The organism is Peribacillus sp. NPDC101480, assembly GCF_050277335.1.
Lineage (GTDB): Bacteria > Bacillota > Bacilli > Bacillales > DSM-1321 > Peribacillus.
Genome location: NZ_JBNNSB010000001.1, coordinates 365025 through 388974, shown reverse-complemented (window position 1 = coordinate 388974; position 23950 = coordinate 365025). Strand labels below are relative to the sequence as shown.

The 23950-nt window shown below is 39.5% G+C and carries 28 protein-coding genes and 1 other annotated feature; of the genes, 13 read left to right on the top strand and 15 right to left on the bottom strand.

Features of this window, described 5'->3' with window-relative positions:
• Positions 1 to 237: a binding site (T-box leader), on the bottom strand.
• A 385-nt stretch (positions 238 to 622) separates the two neighbouring features.
• A complete protein-coding gene (locus ACQKMF_RS02020; RefSeq protein ID WP_402939323.1) occupies positions 623 to 1000 on the top strand; it encodes a hypothetical protein in 378 nt (125 codons plus the stop codon).
• 380 nt (positions 1001 to 1380) lie between these two features.
• Here the strand turns inward: ACQKMF_RS02020 and ACQKMF_RS02015 are convergent, their stop codons facing one another.
• The gene (locus tag ACQKMF_RS02015; protein WP_260358454.1) at positions 1381 to 1617 is read right to left on the bottom strand and encodes a hypothetical protein; all 237 of its coding nucleotides are present in this window, start codon (positions 1615 to 1617) and stop codon (positions 1381 to 1383) included.
• Positions 1618 to 1826: 209 nt separating this feature from the next.
• Between ACQKMF_RS02015 and ACQKMF_RS02010 the strand changes: the two genes are divergently transcribed.
• From ACQKMF_RS02010 to ACQKMF_RS02000, 3 genes are all read left to right on the top strand, one after another.
• The gene (locus ACQKMF_RS02010; protein WP_427571592.1) at positions 1827 to 2987 is read left to right on the top strand and encodes an MFS transporter; all 1161 of its coding nucleotides are present in this window, start codon (positions 1827 to 1829) and stop codon (positions 2985 to 2987) included.
• A 322-nt stretch (positions 2988 to 3309) separates the two neighbouring features.
• Positions 3310 to 3726 (top strand): hypothetical protein, encoded by a 417-nt coding sequence (locus ACQKMF_RS02005; RefSeq protein WP_402939327.1) that lies wholly within the window; start codon positions 3310 to 3312, stop codon positions 3724 to 3726.
• Positions 3727 to 3743: 17 nt separating this feature from the next.
• Positions 3744 to 3917, top strand: coding sequence for a hypothetical protein (locus ACQKMF_RS02000; protein ID WP_402939330.1), 174 nt, complete (start codon positions 3744 to 3746; stop codon positions 3915 to 3917).
• Positions 3918 to 4207: 290 nt separating this feature from the next.
• Here ACQKMF_RS02000 and ACQKMF_RS01995 read toward each other — a convergent pair whose 3' ends face one another.
• The 6 genes from ACQKMF_RS01995 to ACQKMF_RS01970 all read right to left on the bottom strand — a co-directional run bounded on the left by ACQKMF_RS01995 (position 4208) and on the right by ACQKMF_RS01970 (position 8899).
• On the bottom strand, positions 4208 to 4849 hold the full coding sequence (locus ACQKMF_RS01995) for a response regulator transcription factor (RefSeq protein ID WP_214744755.1): 642 nt from the start codon (positions 4847 to 4849) through the stop codon (positions 4208 to 4210).
• Complete coding sequence (locus tag ACQKMF_RS01990) at positions 4842 to 5888, bottom strand: sensor histidine kinase (RefSeq protein ID WP_427571589.1); 1047 nt, start codon at positions 5886 to 5888, stop codon at positions 4842 to 4844. The genes ACQKMF_RS01995 and ACQKMF_RS01990 overlap by 8 nt, the downstream gene beginning before the upstream one ends.
• Positions 5885 to 6631, bottom strand: coding sequence for a cell wall-active antibiotics response protein LiaF (liaF, locus tag ACQKMF_RS01985; protein ID WP_427571587.1), 747 nt, complete (start codon positions 6629 to 6631; stop codon positions 5885 to 5887). The genes ACQKMF_RS01990 and liaF overlap by 4 nt, the downstream gene beginning before the upstream one ends.
• Before the next feature lie 157 nt (positions 6632 to 6788).
• On the bottom strand, positions 6789 to 7424 hold the full coding sequence (locus ACQKMF_RS01980; protein ID WP_427571585.1) for a PspA/IM30 family protein: 636 nt from the start codon (positions 7422 to 7424) through the stop codon (positions 6789 to 6791).
• A gap of 19 nt (positions 7425 to 7443) precedes the next feature.
• Complete coding sequence (locus ACQKMF_RS01975; protein WP_427571583.1) at positions 7444 to 7791, bottom strand: flagellar basal body rod protein; 348 nt, start codon at positions 7789 to 7791, stop codon at positions 7444 to 7446.
• 493 nt (positions 7792 to 8284) lie between these two features.
• On the bottom strand, positions 8285 to 8899 hold the full coding sequence (locus tag ACQKMF_RS01970; RefSeq protein WP_101223132.1) for a TetR/AcrR family transcriptional regulator: 615 nt from the start codon (positions 8897 to 8899) through the stop codon (positions 8285 to 8287).
• Between the two features lie 172 nt (positions 8900 to 9071).
• Between ACQKMF_RS01970 and kynU the strand changes: the two genes are divergently transcribed.
• The 7 genes from kynU (at position 9072) to ACQKMF_RS01935 (ending at position 15876) form a co-directional block, all read left to right on the top strand.
• Positions 9072 to 10349 (top strand): kynureninase, encoded by a 1278-nt coding sequence (gene kynU / locus ACQKMF_RS01965; RefSeq protein ID WP_402939341.1) that lies wholly within the window; start codon positions 9072 to 9074, stop codon positions 10347 to 10349.
• Between the two features lie 89 nt (positions 10350 to 10438).
• Positions 10439 to 11860, top strand: a complete 1422-nt coding sequence (locus ACQKMF_RS01960) for an amino acid permease (protein ID WP_230176625.1) — start codon at positions 10439 to 10441, stop codon at positions 11858 to 11860.
• Positions 11861 to 11911: 51 nt separating this feature from the next.
• Entirely contained in the window at positions 11912 to 12766 is an 855-nt protein-coding gene (gene kynA, locus ACQKMF_RS01955) for a tryptophan 2,3-dioxygenase (RefSeq protein WP_402939345.1), read from the top strand.
• Between the two features lie 51 nt (positions 12767 to 12817).
• Positions 12818 to 13444: an arylformamidase gene (gene kynB / locus ACQKMF_RS01950; protein ID WP_260358458.1), complete on the top strand. Its 627-nt coding sequence runs from the start codon at positions 12818 to 12820 to the stop codon at positions 13442 to 13444.
• Positions 13445 to 13609: 165 nt separating this feature from the next.
• Positions 13610 to 14242: a LysE family translocator gene (locus ACQKMF_RS01945; protein WP_402939349.1), complete on the top strand. Its 633-nt coding sequence runs from the start codon at positions 13610 to 13612 to the stop codon at positions 14240 to 14242.
• A gap of 507 nt (positions 14243 to 14749) precedes the next feature.
• On the top strand, positions 14750 to 15391 hold the full coding sequence (locus ACQKMF_RS01940) for a hypothetical protein (protein WP_402939353.1): 642 nt from the start codon (positions 14750 to 14752) through the stop codon (positions 15389 to 15391).
• A gap of 140 nt (positions 15392 to 15531) precedes the next feature.
• Positions 15532 to 15876, top strand: a complete 345-nt coding sequence (locus ACQKMF_RS01935; protein WP_101223140.1) for a hypothetical protein — start codon at positions 15532 to 15534, stop codon at positions 15874 to 15876.
• Positions 15877 to 15963: 87 nt separating this feature from the next.
• Here ACQKMF_RS01935 and ACQKMF_RS01930 read toward each other — a convergent pair whose 3' ends face one another.
• Positions 15964 to 16815 (bottom strand): MBL fold metallo-hydrolase, encoded by an 852-nt coding sequence (locus ACQKMF_RS01930; RefSeq protein ID WP_402939356.1) that lies wholly within the window; start codon positions 16813 to 16815, stop codon positions 15964 to 15966.
• A 136-nt stretch (positions 16816 to 16951) separates the two neighbouring features.
• The gene (locus tag ACQKMF_RS01925; protein WP_402939359.1) at positions 16952 to 18379 is read right to left on the bottom strand and encodes a phospholipase D-like domain-containing protein; all 1428 of its coding nucleotides are present in this window, start codon (positions 18377 to 18379) and stop codon (positions 16952 to 16954) included.
• Positions 18380 to 18599: 220 nt separating this feature from the next.
• On the opposite strand from ACQKMF_RS01925, the gene ACQKMF_RS01920 reads away from it, so the two are divergent.
• Complete coding sequence (locus ACQKMF_RS01920) at positions 18600 to 19046, top strand: hypothetical protein (RefSeq protein ID WP_260358463.1); 447 nt, start codon at positions 18600 to 18602, stop codon at positions 19044 to 19046.
• A gap of 508 nt (positions 19047 to 19554) precedes the next feature.
• Here the strand turns inward: ACQKMF_RS01920 and ACQKMF_RS01915 are convergent.
• The 5 genes from ACQKMF_RS01915 to ACQKMF_RS01895 form a co-directional block, all read right to left on the bottom strand.
• Positions 19555 to 20115: a peptidoglycan-binding domain-containing protein gene (locus ACQKMF_RS01915; RefSeq protein WP_402939365.1), complete on the bottom strand. Its 561-nt coding sequence runs from the start codon at positions 20113 to 20115 to the stop codon at positions 19555 to 19557.
• A 182-nt stretch (positions 20116 to 20297) separates the two neighbouring features.
• The gene (locus tag ACQKMF_RS01910) at positions 20298 to 20750 is read right to left on the bottom strand and encodes a DinB family protein (protein ID WP_402939367.1); all 453 of its coding nucleotides are present in this window, start codon (positions 20748 to 20750) and stop codon (positions 20298 to 20300) included.
• A 440-nt stretch (positions 20751 to 21190) separates the two neighbouring features.
• Positions 21191 to 21340 (bottom strand): FbpB family small basic protein, encoded by a 150-nt coding sequence (locus tag ACQKMF_RS01905; protein ID WP_098186234.1) that lies wholly within the window; start codon positions 21338 to 21340, stop codon positions 21191 to 21193.
• Positions 21333 to 21500, bottom strand: coding sequence for a Fur-regulated basic protein FbpA (locus ACQKMF_RS01900; RefSeq protein WP_084786080.1), 168 nt, complete (start codon positions 21498 to 21500; stop codon positions 21333 to 21335). Before ACQKMF_RS01900 ends, ACQKMF_RS01905 begins: the two co-directional genes overlap by 8 nt.
• On the bottom strand, positions 21421 to 22032 hold the full coding sequence (locus tag ACQKMF_RS01895) for a flavodoxin domain-containing protein (RefSeq protein WP_402939371.1): 612 nt from the start codon (positions 22030 to 22032) through the stop codon (positions 21421 to 21423). Before ACQKMF_RS01895 ends, ACQKMF_RS01900 begins: the two co-directional genes overlap by 80 nt.
• Positions 22033 to 22324: 292 nt before the next feature.
• Between ACQKMF_RS01895 and ACQKMF_RS01890 the strand changes: the two genes are divergently transcribed.
• Positions 22325 to 22960, top strand: a complete 636-nt coding sequence (locus tag ACQKMF_RS01890) for a hypothetical protein (protein WP_427571575.1) — start codon at positions 22325 to 22327, stop codon at positions 22958 to 22960.
• 175 nt (positions 22961 to 23135) lie between these two features.
• On the opposite strand, the gene ACQKMF_RS01885 is transcribed toward ACQKMF_RS01890, so the two are convergent.
• The gene (locus tag ACQKMF_RS01885; RefSeq protein WP_427571573.1) at positions 23136 to 23789 is read right to left on the bottom strand and encodes a DsbA family oxidoreductase; all 654 of its coding nucleotides are present in this window, start codon (positions 23787 to 23789) and stop codon (positions 23136 to 23138) included.
• Positions 23790 to 23950 lie beyond the last annotated feature (161 nt).

Genomic DNA, 23950 nt, shown 5'->3' with positions numbered 1-23950 from the left:
GAAAGAGACGATATGCCTTAAGCTTACCGCGGTACCACTCTTATTGGCTCTTTAAAGAACCCTGCTTTAAAAACCTTGTAACGAAGGTCAATCGTTAAAACAAAAGAATGGAATCATTCCTATCTTTCGCTTTACCACTCCCAGGCAAGTTCAAAGTATCATTGGACTGCGTTGCACCAACCCGCAGCTCTCTTCACCTAATAATGAGCTTTTACTACTCCTGTTCATTGCGTTTCAAAAATTATATCTGAATATTTTTAATAATATCCAATACTATACGGACTCAAGGTAAATTTGTCAATAACTTTCTTAGGATAATATTTTCAAAGAAATAAATTAGGGGAAATCAACGTGAGCCAGCTATTACGATCTTGTGAGGATGAGTGGTTCTATTTCCGTTTCTTGGCAAACGCAAGCGATAAGACTGGTTGCTACGGCAGCTTATCTGTTAGAAATGTATCATGAGGTCACCTCCTTCCCCGTCTATAATTAGATGGAAAAGCAAAACCGTGACCTTCTTCCCGCACTCGGTTTCCTCTATATTTTTCCATATATTCAATGTTATAGTATTTATACAGGAAATAAATCTAACGAATAACTCACTATCTGTTTGGAGGACATAATGAAAAAAACGTTAATTATTATATTTTTTTTATTATCTGTTTTGGTTGGGTGTAGTAACGGTGATAAATACATGAATCTTTCTGGGGAGAGCGATCATTGGAAAGGAGAGTATGTTGCAACCGCTACCGAAGAGTCGGAAAATGGAACCTATACTTTTAAATATAAAGATGTAGCCAGCGATGTATTTTTCAAGACTTTGGAGATTTCAATTAATGATGGTGAAACTAAGCAGAAAACGACAAACTACAACGAATCAACAGTTGAAATTCAAACTGCATGTAGCGGCTGTTCAGTAACTAATGAAAGTATGCCTATACATATAACAATTAATTGGGATGGTAATGAAGAAAGCTTTACTTTAAAGCAAAGCAAATAAAGAAGAGGGCGTATTCGCCCCTCTAGACCAAATTAATTCCCTTTGTTTACAAGTGCTGCTAACATCTGAACTAGATCACCGAAATGAGTAGCCAACGTATAAGCAATGACGAAAAGGCTTCAAGAATAACAACTTACTAATGATACCTTTTTAATTAGTTCGAATTTCTCTGGGTCAATTTTAACAAATTCATTTTTATATAATTATAGGATAAATACCCTCTAATATCCTAACTAACAAAATGGAACCGTTATATCCGAATGGACGGATTTTAAAGGTCTTTTCCCTATCCATCGTCAATAATTCCCACTGAAAAAAAACGATCACAGCTCCTGTTGTTTACCTAATCAATTAATCTATTCATAAAAGCCTAGACTCTCCTAAAAAAACTCCATCCCTAACCATGATGCAGCCACCATCAGAACCCCAACGACAATCACAATAACCGGTCCTACAACAATTAATCCAAATAGCAGTGAGCCTACTGCGTCCAGGAAGATTCGAAATGGTCCTGCTTTTTCCTTTTTATTCTTTTGCTGCGTTAATAAGTCTTCCAGATGACCGACTTTTTGCTTCAATTCCTGCAACTCTTGAATTACTTTTGTGTCCTGGTCCATGAATTACCACCCTCCCCAATTAACAATAAGTGTTAATTCTATCATTTACATCCATTTTTAAAAAGTGAAATTTAACCTCGAAACCAACTCTATCATTCTATTTTCATCCATAAAATTTAAACTATTTTTTCAAATTCTGTCATCAATGATACAATAACATGGTCTGAAATCAATTCAATCTATAGAACACGTGAGGTATCATATTTTTTATGAAAGCAATACGATTATTAAAGAGTTTTAACTTTTTATATTTTGGACTGCTTGCCATTTTCATTCCGTTTCTCCCAGTCTATCTGGCTGATCAAGGTTTGCGTCCAGCCCAAATCGGATTCATCGTCGGTACAGGAGGTTTTGTCACCCTCATCACCCAGCCTTTATGGGGAATGATCAGCGACAAAACAAGGACTATACGAAAAGTCCTGTTGTTACTCATCTTTTTCTCGAGCGTAATTGGTTATTTCCTCTATGATTCAGGCAGTTATCTTCAGCTCATCCTGTTTGCCATGCTGCTATATTTCTTTCTGATGCCGATCGATCCCCTGACGGAAAGCCTCAATTTTACGATGGCAGAGAAATCCGGGATCAGCTACGGCTCCATCCGGACATATGGTGCATTGGGTTATGCGGTCATATCGCTGATCACCGGCTATGTTATGTCATATTTCGGAGCGAACAGCCTTGCGTTCCTTTTTGCAGGAATAGGTTTGATCAGCTTCATTGTCAGCTGGATGATGCCTGATGCTCCCGTTTCAGGGAAACCTGTCACCTTAAGCAGCCTTAAGCATTTTTTCAGCAATAAAGAGACGCTTCTCTTTCTGTTATTGGTCTTTATCTGTGCTGTTCCTGCAAGGATGAACGATACCTTCCTTGGAGTATATATCCGGGAACTTGGAGGAAGTGCCAAGCTTGTAGGCTTGACCTGGTTCTTGGCGGCGGGAAGTGAAATCGTTGTATTCGCCCTAAGCTTTTGGTGGCTGCGCAAAGGTAAGGAAATCATCATCATTTCGTTTGCAGCAGCGTTTTTCTTTATCCGTTATTTCATCTCTGCGTGGATTACCGATCCACAACTATTAGCTTATTTGCAAGTCATGCAGATATTGACTTTCCCGATTTTCTACTCGGCGGCCATCCAATATCTGTATCGGATCGTTCCGGTGGAATGGCGTGCCACAGGCCAGACCGTACTGGCGCTGCTATTCTTCGGGGTTTCGGGAATCATTGCTTCTTATATAGGCGGAGCCATATATGGGGCTTACGGCGGCAAGACCCTTTACCTGTTCATCTCCTCCATCTCCTTTATAGGAATGGTATTCGCTTTGGTTCTTTATCGGATATACGGAACGAGGCTCGATACCGCAGAGGAAGCTTGATTTAATTCTACGGATTCTCTGGAATAGAGTCATTGTAGAAAACACTGAATTGTCTACACTTATCTGGCCAGATATTTTAAGGGCAGTTACAATAACTAACTACAAATAAGTCTAAACGATTCAAACCATCCAACTTGTTCGTGAGGTAGACGGTAAGCAATAGCTTTTCCATTCAACAAATAAATAAGCATACCAAAACAGCAATGCCCCATTTCAAAATTGGAATTTCGTTCCTCTCACTTTGTATTATTATAAAGTTATGAATTAAAATATCTATTAAACACAAAGTGAGCTTAAATTTGTCTTTGGAAGGGGAATGTTCGTGAGAAGTAAAACTTTAAAAGCCTTATTGTCCGTTATCCTATTAACCAGCATGTTCAGTATTACATCACTGGCAAAACCAGAACCGGCAGCAGCATGTTATCCTGCATATACATGTATGAAAGTACCTCCAAAAAACTATTCATTGGTCTATCAAAATTCAGATAGGCGTAAAGGTCTTATTATTGGTGGGGTTGTATTGGGTGGTGTAGGATTTTTAGGGACTACTGCAGGTGTCGGCTCTTTTGCAGTTGCTACATATACTAGTTGGAAAGAGTTATATCATGGTAGTCTTTCATTTAGAAACTACATTAAGAAAAGTGACCTTAAAGCTTATAAATTTAAGTCAAAAACAGTATACTATGAAAAGATCAACTACAAAGGTAAGACTACGACTAAGTACAAGTACCACAACTAAATAAAAGAGGTGTTTTGATGTCAAAATATCGTTTATTCCACACTCTTATCGTGGTCATATTCTTCGGATGCTTTCTATATGGTGTCACCACCAGAACACCTGAAAGTTTCACAGTAACCATTATTGGTGGGATTGTGGGAATAGGTTTATTGTTGGCTAATCATAAGATGAATAAAAAGAGTGAAACATAAAGACTGGGGCTACAAGGTAATGTCCTTTTGAGACCCCAAGAGGGTCTTGGTACAGCAGCGAGTCTATCAACTCCTTATCCTCTCCCGTTCACAGACGTTATATGGCGATTTCTCGCCTTCTCTAGTCTCTGTCTAGAACCATAGAAAAAGGGGGCTGTCTCATAAGTCCAATTTAGACTTATTGACACCCCATCTTTAAAATCAAGATGTTGATTTAACAGCATTCTTGATTTTTTTATTTGCTTCTTTTTGGCTGGTTTTATCCTTTTGGGAAAGCCCCTTTTTTTGCATCATTGCTCGTCGTGAACGAGCGAATGCTTAAATGCGTAAATCACTGCTTGCGTGCGGTCCTGCACGGCAAGCTTGCTTAATATATTGCTAACATGCACTTTGGCTGTTTTCAGGGCTATGTATAGTTCATCGGCAATTTCCTGATTCGTTTTCCCTTGTGTCATCAGCAGTAAAATTTCCATTTCACGGTTTGTCAATTGATCATGAAGCTGGGTGATTTTTGGGCGACGCAGCTTTTCCATCATTTTTCCCGTCACTTCAGGTTCAAGTACGCTTTGACCCTGGAAAGTGGAACGAACGGCTCTCGCAATCTCACTGGCCTTTGATGTTTTCAGCATATAGCTCGTCGCTCCGGCTTCCAATGCCGGATACACTTTTTCATCATCCAGGAAGCTTGTCACAATGATGATTTTCGCTTCTGGCCATTTTTCAATAATTCGTTTCGTCGCTTCTATGCCGTCCATTTCTGGCATCACCAAATCCATCAAAATGATATCCGGACGCAATTCCATTGCCAGTTCGACAGCTTTCAAACCATTGTCCGCTTCCCCGATCACTTCGATATCCGACTGTGCGGATAAATAAGCCGATACCCCTATCCTTACCATTTCATGGTCATCGACAAATAATACTTTAATCATCATGATCACCTCCAGCATTTAATAATGGGATTTTCACTTCAAGTTTCGTTCCTTTATTCGGAACGCTTACAAGTTGCATCGTTCCGCCTAATTCAACAGCCCGTTCATGCATGTTTTGCAGACCATATGATCCCGTTTTCGACTCCTCGACGTTAAAACCGATGCCGTCATCCGTTATTCGTAAAATGATCATTCCATCCCGAACGATCAATAGCACTTCAAGCGAATTGGCTTTTGCATGTCTCAGTGTATTGGAAATCGATTCTTGTAAAATCCGAAACAGATGGTCCTCAATCCCCTTATCCAAAGTGACAGGCTCCATCTTCCAATTTATATCCATCGTCACTTTTTGGGCCAATTCCAAAAGAAGCTCCTTCATTCCTTCATGTAAAGATTTTCCCTTTAATGCAACAGGCCTCAAGTGAAGCAATAACGCCCTCATCTCAAGCTGGGATTGATGGATCATTTCTTCCACTACCTTGAATTGTTTCATTTCCGTTTTTTCCATATCGGATTGTGACTCGGTGATGGCCGACATGAACATCGAAGCGGCAAACAATTGCTGGCTCACCGAATCATGCAGTTCCCGCGCCAAACGGTTTCGTTCCTGGGAAACGATTTCCTGAATCTGTTTCTCCTGATCAATGGCCTTTTCATTCGCCATTTTTTGTGATAATTTTGTCTGCTCATTGATTTGCTTATGGATTAGATGCATCCTTTCCACCATTTTAGCCATCTCTTGGACCGGATACGTCTCCTGTTGCGAAGGTAAGCGGCCCTGTTCAAGTAAGTACAGCCCTTCATCCATCCTTTCCAGCTGCCTCTTCCAAAACATTCCCGAAACGACTCCATAAATCAGCCCTACCGTCATGACCAGACTTGGCAGGAATATGACGAAGGGTAAGCCCATGACAACTTTCTCCCACAATAAGCTCCAGTCGGATAAAGGAAAGATGAAGAAAACCGCCGCCGGCAAGGCAAGGGAAAGAACGAAAGCAACACCAAGGGCAGTCAATATCTGCCGTGTCAGTATACTCATATCCGCTTCACCTCTAAATCCCCAACTAAGATTGAAGTGATGATATGAACCTTTTGATCCGTTTCATTGAACCCTTCCGTTTGGTAGGAATAAATTTGATTAAAGACCCTGGATTCAGGCTTATTTTCAAAAATCCTCGCTCTGCCTGCAATGACAGAATGATGGACCCTGATTTCGATGCCATATGGTACGAGAACAGTGATATTGCCAATGATATTCCTGATGGAAATGACAGCGTCGCCTTTCGGTAAAATCGTTTTGCTTAAATCGATAACCGTATCACCGACCCCGCCCTGAACATTCACGGAATTCCATTCATATACTTGCTCGGCCGTCTGTTGATGACCGAAAAACTTATTTTTAAAAAGGTAATCGGTTTTCAGCAATTGTTCCTTATTGATCTTTTCTTCGTCCGAATCATCATTGATTAAAATGGGACTGACCCAATCAGGATTCTTTTTGGACTGATAATATAAAAACAAAAGATAAATGAGGATCGCCATTAGGAAAAATTTAAAGACGAACATATTCAAGACATTGATGATAAGCGAAATCAACCCTATAAAAAATAGGATTTTCCCGATTGTCCGTTTTGTGAATTTCCTGCCTAAATAGATGCATCCTATTGAAAAAGCGAGGGAAAAAAGGAGACCTCCACCCGTAAATGCAATCTCTAAAAAAATCAGGACGACTCCGATGAGAAGTATCCATCCCATATAGTCCGTCTTCATCTTGTTCAACATCGGTTCGCCTCCCCTTTATATGATCACGATATTCTTAAAAGGCACAGGAACCCGTGCCTTTTAAGAATACCATGAAATTATCATTTTCTGACAGCCCGTTTTCCCCCGCCCTCCATTCCAAAAGGTCAGGGGATAACAGCGATGCCTTAAAAAAACTTTACGCTTCTTTCTGTTCCAATTCTTTTTCAAGCTGGACAATCCTGGCATCGATCGTATGCCGATTATAATCTGTATGGACCTGGTGCTCGATGCGATCGATATAATGCTCCATTTCTTCAAACATCGCTACCGGTTTGGCTTCGGAATTGCCTCCGTCCAATACCCGATTGATCCGGTTGTTTGCCCGGGCAATATTTTCCCTGCCCATCAGTTCCAACCGCTTTAGATGCATATCCTTCAGCTTATGCTTCATTTCTTCATATTTCCGTTCCAGTTCAGCTAACTGAACCTCTGCACTTTTATGCGCCTCTTTCAAACTTAGCGCCCGATCTTCATAGTGCAGGCTTTCCTTGACAGCAAATTCCATTAGATCGGTTTCTCCTGACTGCTTAGCAATCTCAGCCTGATGCTTACGTTTTTCAGCTAGATTTTGCGCTTGATCATATTCACGCGTAAACTCTTCTTTCAAAAGATATTGACGTTCAAGCAGCTTACCGACCTTTTCTGTCTCCTGCTCACATTGGCGCAAATATTGATTTAACATTCCAATCGGATTTTTTTGCTCCTTCTTATCCAACAAGTCATGAAAATCCGCTGAAATCGTTTGTTTCATTCTTGAAAATAAATTACCCATTTCAATTCCGTCCCTTCTATTAGTTCTTATTCAACTCTTTCCACTCTCTTTCAAAATTTGAGAACGGGTCATTTTCTTTCGATGATTCACTTTCATCATTTTCATTCCAATTTTTATAAACCAGGTAAAGAACATAAGCCGCCACCAGTCCCAATATTGCCGGGATATGGGAAATAGAAACGATCAGCACGATAATGGAGACTGATCCCCACGCAATCTTCGCCCCTGTCGATTCGGACTTCATGAACTGCTTGAACCCAAAGTATAGGATCGCCAAGCAAATCGCCAGGCTGATCAGTGGACCAACGTTCGCCAGTAACAGGAAAAGTGCGATCAGTCCTACAATAAATAAACCAAATTTCTTCATTGTTTTCGTCCTCCTTTCTATGTTTATATCTTATCTACTTTTACAAGTTCGTATAATGAGCCTTAGCTATATTTTCTAGTAAGACTTAAGGCGTAGACGCTGTAAGTCCGATGCTAATGAGAGAGTTTTGGCGGTTTGGTTTACTCGTGAATTTGCACTTACTTGTAAGTTTGAGTGATATATTCGAAAGTTTGATCGATATATACCAGAGTTTGCGTGATATACTCCGAGTTTGAGCTATATCCTCGTGAGTTGCGCTTTACTCGTGAATTCTGCGACTTTACTCGTGAGTTTGGGCACTTTACTCGTGAATTTGCACTATTTACTCGTGAGTTTGAGCAATTTACTCGTGAATTTGCACTATTTACTCGTGAATTTGCATTTACTCGTGAGTTTGAACGGTTTACTCGTGAATTCTGCGGGTTTACTCGTGAGTTTTGAAATAAAAAAAATCTTCCGATAAAACCGGAAGATTGGTGTACTGTCATTATCATTACAAATACAAGCCTTCGACGTAAACTGAGGTGATGGTTTGAGCAATTTCTTCGACAGTGCTTTGGTGTTCGTTTCGGACAATTTCCCATAGATACATTTCATTTGTGAAAAACCACCCTCTTGCCACAAGCTCATGGTTTAGTTCAGCCCTTGCCAGACCATTTTGCTGGGCATAGGCGACGTCCTTTGAAATTCGCTGAATGAACTTCATGCGAATCGCTTTCCATTTATCTGAAATAATGGTTGATATCCCAATGGCCTGTTCGAAAACTTGCATCATGTTGCGTTCAGCTTCTGCCATTTTCAAAAATGAATTAGCTTGTCTGTTTATGATATGTTTTGCTTCGTCTTTTGATTTTGGAAAGAAAGAGGTCTCGGCAATTTCATAGAATTGCTCCATTACATTCTCCATTAATACAATTAACAGATCCTCTTTCCCTTTAAAATGAACATAGGCCGTTCCGTATCCGATGTTTGCCCTTTTGATCATTTGGGAAATAAGCGCAGCTTGATAACCTTCTTCAAGAAATATTTCCTTTGCAGCTTCCAATAACTTTTGTCGTGTCATGATCGAGCGTAAATGCCGTTTATCCCCTACTTTGCCATTCTCCATGCTTATTCCTCCCTTATCTTCTAGCATAAAGGATTTCCATAAAATAAAAAACATTTGTTGGAAAGTTCGATTTCAATGTTTATAATTTTCTGAATCAACTTATTGACACGATGTCATATTCTTTGGTACGATTCTCCTAGAATTATTAAAATACTAATATAGGAGGATGATTATGGTTTCTGAATATACATTGGATCACGCTAAACAAATGGATGAGAATGATACGCTTAAAGGTTTTCGAGAAGAGTTTTATTTAAAGCCGGATTCCATCTATATGGATGGAAACTCATTGGGGCTTCTTTCGAAAAGGGCTGAACGCACTCTTCTGGAGTCTTTGGAAGATTGGAAAGAGCATGGGATCGATGGATGGACGCAAGGGAATCACCCATGGTTTTTCATGGCTGAGAAATTGGGCGCGAAGATGTCCCAATTGGTCGGAGCTTCTCCCGAGGAAGTTATTGTAACCGGCTCCACAACCGTGAATCTGCATCAGCTTGTAGCTACTTTTTATAAGCCTGAAGGAATGCGCACAAAAATTTTGGCAGATGAATTAACCTTTCCGACTGATATTTATGCTCTTCAAAGTCAGCTGCGTACACATGGATACGATCCGGAAACCGATCTCATCCGCGTGAAAAGCCGCGATGGCAGATTTCTTGAAGAAGATGACATTATCCAAGCAATGACCGATGACATCGCTTTAATCATCTTACCAACGGTCCTGTATCGCAGCGGTCAAATATTGGATATGAAACGATTGACTGATGAGGCCCATAAAAGAGGAATTGTAATCGGATTTGACGGATGCCATTCCATCGGTGCCATCCCGCATTCATTCAGCGAATGGGATGTGGATTTTGCGTATTGGTGCAATTATAAACATTTAAATGGCGGTCCTGGCGGTGTTGGCGGTTTATATGTAAATCGAAAACATTTTGGAACGATGCCTGGATTGGCTGGATGGTTCGGCTCAAAAAAAGATAAACAATTCGATATGGAACATACCTTAACACCAGCTGAATCAGCAGGAGCGTATCAAATTGGCACGCCGCATGTGTTAAGTTGTGCGCCTTTGATTGGGTCTTTGGACATTTTTATAGAAGCTGGAATTGAGAATATTCGCGAAAAATCCCTTAAAATCAATCAATATTTAATGGATTTAGTCGAATTCGAATTGGAAGACATGGGATTTTTCATTGGAACTCCTAGTGAAGACATACGCCGCGGAGGTCATGTAAGCCTTGAGCATAAAGAAGCTGCACGGATATGCAAGGCACTGAAAGAGAACGGTGTCATTCCAGATTTCCGGGCACCTAACATCATTCGTCTCGCTCCGGTTGCACTATATACTTCCTACGCAGAAGTTTGGGAAGTTGTACAAATACTCAAGAAAATCATGTCGGAAAAACAATATGAAAAATTCAAGAATGAGCGTGAAGTGGTCGCATAACATGGAATTCCGCCAAATGGGGCTCATCCCTCAAATGGTTAGTTAATTACGGCAGGCTAAAATCTTTTTTGATAAAAAGGGGATGAACTATGGAGAACAAAAATACTCAATTGAACTTTAAAGATGAGCCAGAAAAAGGATTAAAACGTGAGCTGAAAACAAATCAGCTTTCCATGATCGCGATGGGCTGTGCCATCGGGACAGGGCTATTCCTTGGCAGCGGGCTTGCGATTCAAGCGGCAGGGCCAAGTGTATTGCTCAGTTATGCTCTTGGGGCGTTCATTGTTTTACTGTTGATGGGCTGTTTAGCCGAAATGACGGTTGCCCATCCTACTTCCGGATCTTTTGGAGCCATTGCGGAAAAGTACATGACTCCTATGGCAGGCTATCTTGTCCGCTATTCTTATTGGATTGGCAATGTTTTGGCTGTTGGGGTTGAAGTAAGTGCAGTCAGCGTATATATGAATTATTGGTTTCCGAGCGTTCCGGGAATCGTATGGATTTTGCTGTTTGCAGGGGTCCTGATTTATGTAAATGCTACCAGCGTGAATACATTCGCGACATTTGAGTATTGGTTCTCCTTTATTAAAATAAGTGCCATTGTTGGTTTTATCCTTCTTGGAGCCTATGTACTATTCGGTTCATCCGAACAGCCACATATAGGACCGGAAAACTTCGTGAATGAAGGCGGTTTTTTCCCATTTGGTTTGAAGGGGATGTGGATAGCCGTATTTATTTCTTTATTCAGCTTTCTTGGAACTGAATTGATAGCGGTTACATCAGGGGAAGCAAAAGATCCAGATGCAGCTGTCCCAAAAGCATTAAAAGCAACCGTGTTCCGTTTATCCACTTTCTATGTGCTGACAATCGGCATCATGCTGATGATCGTTCCTTGGAAAACGGCTGGGATCGAGGTAAGTCCATTCGTAAAAGTGATGGAAATATTGAACATTCCAGGTGCATCCGGGATCATGAACTTCATTATTTTAACGGCTGCCATATCTGCCATGAACGCTCAGCTTTATGCTTCAACACGGATGATGTTTTCATTGGCACGTGGGAAAAATGCACCTAGCTTTTTAGGAAAGTTAAACAAAAGGGGTGTTCCTACAAAAGCACTTGCAGTCTCTTCAACGGGAATTTTCATCGCTGCAGGCGTTCATGCGTTACTTCCTGGTTCATCCTATGCCTTCATGATGGGGATTTCCATGTTCGGTGCTATGTTCACATGGCTCATGATCTTCATTTCCCATTTGTTTTTCAGGGTTACATGGGATAAAACAGGCGGACGCAAGTTACCAGTAAGGATGATTGGTTTTCCCTATTTAACGATACTAGGAGCCGTTCTTCTATTTAGTTTGATGATTACGTCATGGTTTACGGATTTCAAAATCATGCTTCAATTCGGGATTCCTTGGTTACTATTTTTAGCTGTTGCTTATTTTATTTCAAAAAGAAGAAATATTAACCATAATGTAATGGAAGAATCTCTGGAAAAGAAGATAGAATAGAATGACGAAATAAATAGTTTTTTGCATATGGAAAAGTGAGGAGATTGCGGAATGAAAAATGTGGATAACAATGAAAAAACAATAACGGGTCTAGAGAAAGAAATTCAAACCGACTTTCAAAAATCGATGTCTTACGGAGATTATCTCCACCTTGATAAGATTTTAACCAGTCAACATAGATGTTCCGATCATCATGATGAAATGCTATTTATCATTATCCACCAAGCGAGTGAGCTATGGATGAAGCTCATTTTACATGAGTTGACAGCAGCGACTGAGTCTATCCGCCAAAACAAGCTGGAACCTTCGTTTAAAATGCTGTCTCGCGTTTCAAGGATCCAGCAGCAATTGATTCAATCATGGAATGTCCTTTCAACCTTAACGCCGGCTGAATACATGGAGTTCAGGGATAAACTGGGACAATCTTCCGGATTCCAATCTTATCAGAATCGTTTGATTGAATTTGCATTAGGAAACAAAAATGTCCATACGCTATCAGTCTATCAGCACCAAACAGAGTTATACGAGCAAATGCAGCAGGCCCTTCATGAGCCAAGTATTTATGACGCGGCGATTAATGCTCTTGTAGCCCGTGGATTACCTATTGATCAAGGAGCCATCAGCAGGGATTGGTCACAAAGATATGAACCAAATTCGAGTGTAGAAGAGGCATGGCTGACTGTTTATCGCGATGTTGAGCAATATTGGGACTTATATGAGCTGGGCGAAAAGTTAGTGGACATTGGCCACCAACAGCAATTATGGCGTTTTAATCATATGACCACAGTGGAAAGGATTATTGGTAATAAGCAAGGTACTGGCGGATCATCAGGTGTAACGTATTTAAAAAGGGCACTTGATCAACACTTTTTCCCAGAACTATGGAGTTTAAGAACGAAGCTATGATGTAATATAATAAGCAGCAGAGAAACAGCCAGCAGAGATGGAGGTAAATGCATGGGGACATGGATTGATATTTCACAACGTCTGGATGATAACGTTGCAGTTTGGCCTGGAGATACACCTTTCTCTTATAAAGTAAATTGGAGTAAAGAAGAAAGTGGATCTGTCAATGTTGGTCAAATCAATATGAGTATCCATACCGGTACCCATATTGATGCACCTTTTCATTTTGATGACGATGGAAAAAGAGTGATTGATTTGGATCTCGACTTATATATGGGAATTGCCCGAGTTATCCATTTACCAAACAAGACAAGCATCGGAGTCGATGAATTATCCAGTATAGATCTAACTGGCGTTACCCGTCTGTTAATACGGACGGATGCATGGCAGGATCGAAGTGTGTTTCCACAAACGATTCCTCCTATCCAGCCAGAATTAGCGGCATATCTTTCAGAAATGGGCGTCCGTCTTATTGGTCTTGATTTACCATCAGTAGATCCACTGGATAGTAAAGAACTGTCTGCCCACCATGAACTTGCCGGTCATGGAATTCACATTTTGGAAGGACTTGTATTAGACGATATAGGACCGGGTAATTATGAGCTGGCAGCCCTCCCTCTTCCTTTAGTTGAAGCAGATGGAAGTCCGGTACGTGCTGTGTTGAAAAAGTTACCCTAACAAATTTTTTCAAAAAACGAGCCAGATCAAAAAATGATTTGGCTTGTTTTTTTTATTGCCTCCCTTTCTATTGAGGTAACCATTAACTATCAAATTTATCTCCCTAAACCAAGTGCATTTATGTTATAATTTTCAGAATTCATCACTAAGAGTGGAGGTCCGAATATGGAAAACTTTTATTTGTTCATCATCATGTGCATCCTTCTCATCATCTTACCCGGTCCAGATACAGCAATAGCCACAAGGAACACCGTTACCGTAGGGACGTCGGGAGGTTTTAAAACGATGTTCGGCACGTGCTGTGCCCTGCTTATTCATACATCAGCTGCCGTGTTCGGACTTTCGGCAATCATTGTGAAATCCGCTTTACTATTTTCCATCTTCAAATATGTCGGTGCCGTTTACTTAGTATATCTAGGCTTCAAGACCCTATGGGGATTAAGGAATAAACAAGTGGCCGCAGCGGCGGAAACATCAGTCAAAAGTAAGTACGAAAACCAGTCTTGCTTTAAGCAAGGCTTCCTTACCAATCTGCTGAACCCTAAAGTGGCCGTCTTCTTTTTAACGTTCCTGCCTCAGTTCGTGAACCCGGGAAATGATACGTTTTTTCCGTTCCTGATCATGGGCATGACGTACACCGTTTTAACTGCGTTGTGGTTTGTATTTTATATCTATCTGCTGAACCAGATCAGTGCTTTCATGAAAAAGCCTAGAACCCAAGCGATTTTCGAGGGTATAACCGGGACGGTCTTGATTGGTTTCGGGTTAAAGCTAGCTCTGGAAAAAGCTCATAATTAATCTGAACTGCACCCTAATTGTTAGAAACACCTAACAATCAGAGGTGCAGTTTTTTACAGAAACAGGGATTAAGGTACTTGCTGAGTTAGTGTCACAATAAATGAAACGATAATGTTTTCAAAAGAGAATCATATGTTCACTTCACTATTTTCCCCCCGTCACCGAACAACAGAATGTACAGTTTACCAGTTTTCCAATCTTCGCTAGCAGGGATTAAAAACAATGCACAAATACTTACTAAAGATAATCTTAGTAAAAGTTTCATTTCCATCCCCCTATTATTGTTTTTCTGCACTTTACCATAAACCACCACAAACAACGCTTTTGAACACAGTATATACGATTCAAATATTATGAACTCCCCTAAGGGAGCCTTACATGCTTCTGAAAATTGGAATTTTTTAAATTCTTTGGTCATTCAACTTTTTGTTTAGGGTTGTCCAAACATCTTGAGGAATTTCTGCATTTATTATCATGTGGCAATTTATAAAAAAAAGGATGAACGCTGTGTCAAAGAAAAAAGATAAGAAAACCAGTAAGAATAACAACGGTCAGAGTACTCGGTATACGACCGATGTTTGTGTTTTCATTTTAGGTAACGCTGCTGAAGTAAGAGAAGAAGATATAAGAACACAATTTAAATACGCCAGTGACATATGGGGAATTGATTTTCGGCCTAATATTTGTGATTTAAGAACTAAAGAAGGAGCACGGAAGTGTGGTTTGAAAACTGATGCCACTATAGCAACGATCTCCGTACCTTTGCGGATGAGACAACGGGAGAAAGTTTTTAGAGCCTTAAGAAAAGGTAATCGTGGCCGTCAAACTGGACTTGCTGTGTTTTACATTAATGCACAAGACCTTAAAGATGGAAAGGCTATTGCTAACGTCAGCTGGGATAATAAAGGAACACTGGGTAATATCGTCATGACATATGATACATTCCAACAAAAAAATATGGATATCTTGGCTCATGAATTCGGACATGCCTTGTTAGTCAATGCACGTCATTTAAATGATAAAAACAACATTATGTATCCCTCAGGGACAGTAATCGTACCACCAATCTCACAAAGACAACTAAGGGCTATGACTACCTCCAAGCAAAGAGCAAAAGCCTATAAAAGACCTTATGTTTACAGAATTTGAAGCCCGATAGAAATGATGAATCCTCCCTCGTGATACATGTACAAGCTATATAAAAGTTATATTAAACGGACCAGAAATAAGGCTATGAATGTTACAATATAAAAAACATATTTTGTTATTTTTATACAGGGAGAATAGAAATGAAAACTATTGAAGTTAGGAAAACAAAGGATATCGGATTAGGTTCCCTTTCTTTTGCACTATGTTTAATCGGAATATTGTTTACCTTTCAATTTGGCGATAAACCTTGCATAGGAGATGATATTTTAAATAATATCGGACTAAGCGCATGGTCAAATGGAGATTCAGGTATTCATTATACAATGTTCTATTCGGCTATATTTTTCATCCCTTCCTTTATCATTGGTCATATTTATCCCGATAACAGAGGAGCAAAAGCAGGGAAAATCATATCAGGTTTCCTATCAATTCTTATAGTTTCAGTACTATTAACTATTATTATCGATTTGGTGTGGGGACCTTGAATGAGCCTTTGAGAACTAAGGCCAAATTAAAGGGTATGAGCCCAGTATTACCGACCTCATACCCCAAGCCACCCCTATGGTCTTCAATCACTCAAAGTAACCATTCACGAAAAATCCAATTGTTTCACGTTCGTCCTCAGTTAGATCCCGCTTTAGTTCTTTAGCCAGTTCCTGCTCCATTAAAGCTCGGTTTCCCCGGTGTTCGACCACCGCTCTGGCACATTCTTTCATTAGCTTAAGCTCCGCCTCCATTTCCAGTCTCGTGCAAGGCTTATCATGATGGGAGAGTATGTAGGTTTCGGCATCATAGGCTTCAATTTTCTTAATGAGCAGCGAAGCCTGTTCAGGCGTATAATTCCATTTTTCAGCATAAAGATTGGCATAAAGGCAGTCTCCCAGAAATAATGTTTTTTCCTCCCGTACATAGATGATGCAGGAATCTTTAGCATGATCGCCCCCTACATGCTCAATGACACAGGTTATATTGCCGAGATCGATCGTCATCGTTCTTTCAAAGATGATATCGGGCAGAGGAAAGGAAATCTCTCTATTCGTCCCATGCTCCAATTTGATTGCATCGGCGCAAAAGGTAATCTCCGTCCCTTCTTCGACCCGTTGATCAAGGGCCCGATCTTCCCATGAAAGCTGCTGCATATCTTTAATGTTGGTGTATGTTTTTTCCTGACAAATCACTGGAATCCCGATATTCTCCAGTCCGAAAACATGGTCCCAGTGTGAATGGGTAAGAACGAGGAAATTCCCGCTAATATCTTTACGAAGCAATTCGTCCTTAAAGAGCTGTGCATGCCTGACTGAGTTACCGGCATCGATGATAAGCGTTTTCTTGTTTCCCGTCACGGCGGCAAGAACCGGGCGATCCGTTTCCTGAACTGGCGGCAGGTAGACAATACGTTTCGATAGGTGCTGTAATGTTTGCATGTTTCTGTTCTCCTTACGATTGTTGTTGTGATTAGCTTGCTCAAGTATAGCAAATTACACATGTATTCATTACATAATCTCCGCTAAAGGCAAAAAAGACAACAATCTCCGTGATTGCTGTCTTTTTCGTCATCATTCAAATGAACCTATTCCAATATACCGTGATTTTCGAGAGGGCATTTAAAAAGGTGGCTTTAAAAAAAGACTCTTCCTTCTTCTGATCTTCAGGCGGTTGTATATATTTTTTATTGTCCGCAATGAGTGTACTTTTTGTGATTTTCGAATCGATGGCACCTATCAACTGCGTTGCAAATCTTTCACTATCGATGACCACCATCGATTCTGTATTCAGAAAGGCAGATCGGGAATCCAAATTATAGGAGCCCACTGCACTTAATCGTCGATCATAGACAACCGATTTACCATGCAAAGAATAAGGCTTTGAATATTCATAAAGCCTTGCCCCCGTCTCAACGACGCTATCCCTAAGCGCCAAATAACCGGAAAAGGCGATAACATTCGGTGTTGACGCCACCGAATTGGTAAGTATTGTCCAATCAGCCTTTGGATCCATTTGCCTCGGTACATAATCCTTCAAGGCATCCCCAGGAACAATATAGGGACTTTGGATGTATACCGATTGATTGGCGTTCGCAGCAATATCCAATAGGGATCTCCACACAATAGGGTGTTTGTTGAAACGTTCGATTGGATTATGAATGAAGGACACTTTCTTTGTAGGTGTTGTAGCCTTGTTCCAATCGACGACTGGATTAACGAAATCAGCTTCAGTTTGCAATGCTTTGCTATATTGTTTCGCTAATGCATCTCTTTCACGTTCTCCTTTTTTCGTTTGCCTTTTCGAGAGGTCCGAAAAAACATCGCTCGTATACGGATGATTCCATAATTGATTCAAATAGTCCTTCATTTCAACGATTACACTATCTTTCTCCTCTTTAGCATTGAAAATGAGTACATCCCTGTCATAGACAAAGTTCCTCGGCGGCTTGCTTGCTAAGTACTTATCTGCAATATTTCTCCCGCCGATGATGCCTAACTTTCCATCTACAGTGATAATCTTGTCATGAAGGCGATTATGCCAGGTCCACGGCTTAAATGGCTTAAAGGTTTCGTAATATCTTAATTCAATGTTTTCATGCGAAGCCAATGCATAACGGGCACTGCTTAATTGACCTCTGAGTCCATGAGATATTCCATCCAGAAGGATTCGGACTTTGACACCTCGGTCAGCCGCATCAATCAAGGCTCCAAGAAAAAGCTCTGTTGATTTGCCTTTTCCAAAAGCATAGTAGGCGATATCGATTGAATGCTGGGCTTCCTGGATCATTCGCATTCTGGCGAGTCCCGACTCATAACCGTCTTCGAAAAGCAGGACACGATCCACGGTGGCTTCCTTCTCCCCCATATATTCACTTACTTGTTTAATCGGCCTGTTTTCTTCTTTTTCTGCTTTGGGGAAAAGAACAACAGCCGTCACCACTACATAAAGGACATATAATAGAAGAACAAGCAAAAATCCTTTAATTGCCGTTTTTACAGACATTGAGCACTCCCCCCTTTAAGCGATATTTTATTACTATTCGTAATATGCAAAGACTCTATTCAAAATCTGCAGGCTTGATAAATCTGACTACCATCGAGCGATGCCATTTACCCATCTGCTTGATCCTGGGTGGAACTTGGAACATTTATTTTCCTTTTAAATGTGACAAAGTGGTGAACATGAAAGCAGTTGCATAATATGATATAGAAGGAGGGATTTCATGCTTAAACAACCTGATAGAATAAGTATCTTCAATTATTGTTTTGCATTAGGGGTATCTGAAGTTTTCTTTTTATCCAGCTTTTATCTTTCCATTCTTGACGTTTCATTATTTGCAATCGCTTTGCCATTTTCCGCTTTATTTCTAATGTTCTCCTTGTACCTATTCCTTCGAACGCACAAAGCAGTAAAGACCTTACCCAACCAAGATGAAAAAAGAAGGGAAATTCATGCCTTCTATCATCAATCTTTCGGGATTTTCACGATCATTTTTTTCACTTTACTTTTTGTTGCTTTAGCCTATATTCCTTTGCTTGACAACGGAGGGCATTTCTATCTGCTTTATTGTTTACCGATGGCCTTGCTTTGTATGATTCCTTCAATTGTTTCTTATAAAGGAATGAAATTATTCAAACTGGATTCCGGCAAGGATTTAACTAAAGTCTAATTGATTTTACCAAAGACTTCGTTAAGCAATATCTCACCCATGTTTTTTAGTTGAATGTATAGGCAAAATGAGGATATAATATTGATAACTAATAAATAAAAAAAGACACTGGTTTAACCAGCGTCTTAATGAACAGCAAACTGCATAAAGAGCAGCGGCTTTCTGTGGTAAGTCAGTTGCTACTCGATCATGAAAGTAACCCTTTTCCTACATACATCTGGCCGGATGGTATGGAGGGGGTTACTTTTTTAATGTAACCGCGATTACTGCGACGATTAAAGAGGCGAATGAAATCATTAGCATCAGTCCGTCCATAATAGAAATCACCAGCGACACCCCCTTTCTGAAAAGGAGTGACCGCTGCCCACTATACCAAATTGCTGTCCATTTACTATTATATCTGTATTTACTTGTTATTTATAGCCAAAAATAGCTGTATTTAGTCTACTTTAATATCCATAAAAAAAATCCCACTTAAAGTGAGAACATTTTTTGCATGTATATCCCTTTATTGTTCGACTACACGGCCATCTTTATAAATGTGAAACCACCCAATCGTTCCTGTGCCGCCTTGATCGATCCAATCTTTATTAGCTGCTTTATAATTGTAATATGATTTTCCTTTACCATCTTTCAGCAATCTGCCATCACCGCTGAATACGATGTTGTTACCCAGCTTCTTCTTACCTAACGCGATCGCGTCTTTCTCCGTGAACTGTCTTCTTTCCACCTTATTTTCATCTAAAGCAGCCCATGTCTTCGGTCCGACGATACCATCCGAACTCAAGTTATGATCCACTTGAAACTCCCTTACCACATTTTGTGTTTGGGTACCGAAAATCCCATCAACACCTACATTATATTTAACATCTTTAAGGCTTTGCTGTAAGTCTCTTACATAACTCGAACGTGAGCCTTTCCTGAGGGTCGGGCGTGTTTCCGCCTTCGTTTCGAATTTCTGGATTTCACTGCCCTTTGATGCTGCGTGGGTAATTGAAGTAACCGTTCCTAGAGGGGCCAACATCAAGGCAACTGTTGGAATCATGACCAATAATTTTTTCTTCAACACATATAACCTCCATTCATATGATCACTCCTGCAGGTTTCTGACACTTCCCTTGGAGCCCATTCATTATAACGTATGGAGTTATCTTATTAGTTATTTATTACTTTAATTATAAAAAATGGTAAATACGATCCATGGAGTGCAAATGTGAAAAATTGAATAAAAAAATAGTGACCTATGGATCACTATTTTTTTATTATAATTTGATTGTTAATATGATGTTCCATATGTTCTAGGTAATCTTTTATTAGCCACTCCAATGATTTTAGTTGATTATTTCCTATATCACAAAGATTAGATAATCTATCATTTGGTGTATTCGTTATTATATGTATGATTTGCTTATTTAAAGAACAAAAAAGATTAACGATCTCATCCATTGGCCGCTCTTGATAATTCTGAATCAATACCCATTGGTCTTGATTATATGGTTGTATAACATATGGCTGTACTTCGTACTGAATCTTGATAAACCTATCCATATTGTTCAATGCAGAATCGCATAGATGTCCTAAAATCTCTTTTTTGGACCATTTGTGTGGCATTGGTCGATGATTTATTTCTTTTTCTGTCCTCCGGTTGAACTCTTCAGGTATAAAACCTATCCAATGATTGATTCCATTTATTACATTTTTCAATTTGCACTCCCCCTAAGATTTACCTAAAGAATTTTTATTCGGCAACCAACCGGAAAATACCTTCTTCTTCAACTGACTGCATTGTTTGCTGAATATGGAAACCAACAGCATTTAATTATAGACCCAAAAGAAAAAACCAAATCAAAAATGGATTTCGGCTCAGACTTCAGGCAAACTTGAAGAAAAGTCAGTTTGCCTGAAGTTTCAAAAATACTCGAGTTGATTTCAGAAATCCGCTCCTTTCCGCTGACTGTCTGCCAAGCCTCCTCGACGCAAGCGACTCCGGGGTCTCGGCTAGCCAGTTTTCGGCAGGGGTGTCGCAAATTTCCTCAATCTAGCGAGCGTTTCATAAAAGAACCACAGGCGCAAAAAGCTCCGAGTGCGGGACCGCCCGTGGAAAGCGAGTGCCAAGTTTCAATCAACGTTCAAATTTTAACCAGTCATGATTGTACTTGCTTACCGCCCTTTTTTTCATTGATGGCTTTTTGATCGATCTTTGTATAGATGCGTTCCACTTCAATTTTGTCATGCAACAGAAGTTCGCGGTTTTCTTTTAGAAGTTCAGTATATGATTTCCTTCTCCTAGACATTTTTTAATTCACCTCTCAAGTGATTGAATTCCTTCTGTAAAACTACTATCGGAAGCTCGTAAAGTTGTTTATTATATTTTTTAAAAATCCCGAATTTCAGAAGTTCTTGTATAAGTTCCTCTTTTTTTGCTTCTCCCTTTGTACTTAATTGGGTAATCATCAAGGACCCTCCTTAACAAAAATACAGACTTTTGGTATTTGGGGCTGCCTAGCATCCGATCCCACATGAAGAATCTCCACTTCTTCCTATTGCTTCCCCATATAAGGGCATGCTCTGCAAAGTCTTCGCATTTGCTTAATTGTTCGTATGTACTGCTTTCATGGTGTATTTTCAACACTTGATCATATACATCAAATCCAAATTTCTTCATTTTATTGGAAAGGATATCTATCCCAGCGCAGGGTTTCGAATGGGTCAGGTCGCCGGCACCAAAGAATGCAACTTTCACTCCAGTAAAGTCCACTTGATCAATTTCTTCATAAAACTCGTTTGCTTCATACGGTAACTCTTCTAGATTCCATGTATATAAACCGATAAAGGCCAAATCAAAATCCTTTAAAGCATCAACTTCAACAGTATCCAATCTTTCCATATATACTTCACAGCCGACAGCCTTCATTCTGTTCTTTATGTTTATAGCCATTTTCTCGGTATTACCGGATAAACTGACATAACCAATGAATACCTTCATCTATATCACCTTCCTAATTGAGAATTAATTTCATTACACATCTCACTATAAATGAAAATGATTCTCATTGTCAATTATTTACCTCCGGTAATTATATTAAACAGTCCGTTCCTCATCTTAAAAATAATATAAATATCCTAAAAATCAAGTGAAAAACCAAAATATCTAGGTAAAAAAGCCTGTTTTTTTCACAAACAACCATGATACACTATGAAATAATTTAACTCATTCAGCCATTGCAAATGGTTATAGTTATTTTGAGGTAAATAAAAAAACACTAGGTGGGCTACTAATGGAATGGTTGAAATCTTTTGAAGCTAATAATCAGTTCTTAGACAATACAGACAGTTTTTCAGATTTCAAGATCAGGGAATTTATCCCCAATTCCAATGTCCAAAAAAAATATTCACTATTAACTCAATTCTTTTTACTGTTGGGTTGCCAAGATGAAAATAGTGTTACTTCGTTATTTGTCGATACTAGAATTGATTATCAAGTAATCGAAGTAATTATTATGCATTTTGACAACACAAAGATTGTATTAGAAAACGAATTACCATCAGAAATAATCTTAAGTAAGCCGAATCAAGAATCTCTCTCCTTGATCAGGTGGAATCATTTAAATCCAATAATAAAAAATCTATATGGGACAATGAGCAAGTCACAATATGAATGGAAACCACAAAAATCATACAAGATAATACCTGAATTTATAGAGAAATACGAAGATATGGAGTTCGATAAGGTGTTAGATTTTTTAAAAAACACATCAAAGGGGCCAAAAATCTCGCTCTCATTATACAATTGGACTTTAAAAGATTATTTAAAAGATACTTTTGCCATTAGATATTTCACACATAAATGTAAAAATGCTTATTTATGGGTCGATGATTCTAATATTGTTACTACAATTCAACTAGAGTTATAGAATTACATTAAAATACCCCTTTTATATTAAACAGTAAAAAGAAAGGCTTTATTGTTTGATAAAAGGGGTTATTCTGTAATATTTAAGTACTCTAAAAATTAATCAAGCCTATTTTAAGGAGGGGCGTGAAATGACATTACAGTAGTAAATCCGTATTTGCCTGACAGTAAAAACGTTATTGGCAATTCCCCTTACCATCACATTGCAAGCCATCAAATTCATTCCGTTTATTTTTTGCTTCTACCTTCTCAATGACTTGCGCCAGCCTTTCCTTGCTGGCTAGTCCTTGAATAACTTCATCACCAATAATAAACGTCGGGACAGCCCTTATATCTGCTTCTTCATAGGCATGTTTGAGTGCTTGTTGGTGCACTTCCCGATACTTCCGTGACACTAGCGCTTCTCTAAAGTCTTCTACAGGAAGCTCAACTTCACCCGCTAATTTTGTCAATACTTCAATATCTCCAATATTTTGTTCCTCTTGAAAAAACGCGGTAAATACTCTGTTGTGGAATTCGTTCCCTTTTCCGTGCTCCTTTGCAAAATGGCAGCCTTCGAATGCCAAATGTGTATATGGATGCGGGGAGACACGGGGTAAACGCATATCAACCCCTAGCTTTTTCGCAGCAGGCAGAATGTAAGAGTCCCATGAATTCAACTTATCGGGTTCCTTCCATGGATCGATTTTGGCATGTGGACTCGGACGCAATTCAAATGGCATCCATTCCACTTCTACATCCTTATCCTTCACGATTTCGTCCAAAGGACCTTTACCTAAAAAACAAAATGGGCAAATAAAATCAGAATACGCTTTAATTTTCACTGTCATAATATATTCCCTCACTTTTCATTATCAGCTCAACTTGTAACCGTAATAGTTACAATACAAAGCAAAAAAAATATTAATATAAGAACATGGCATTCAGTAGTCGATAGCTTTCGGCAATTGTTTTACCACCTGCTGTAATAATTTTAGTTACAGGTTAAAGG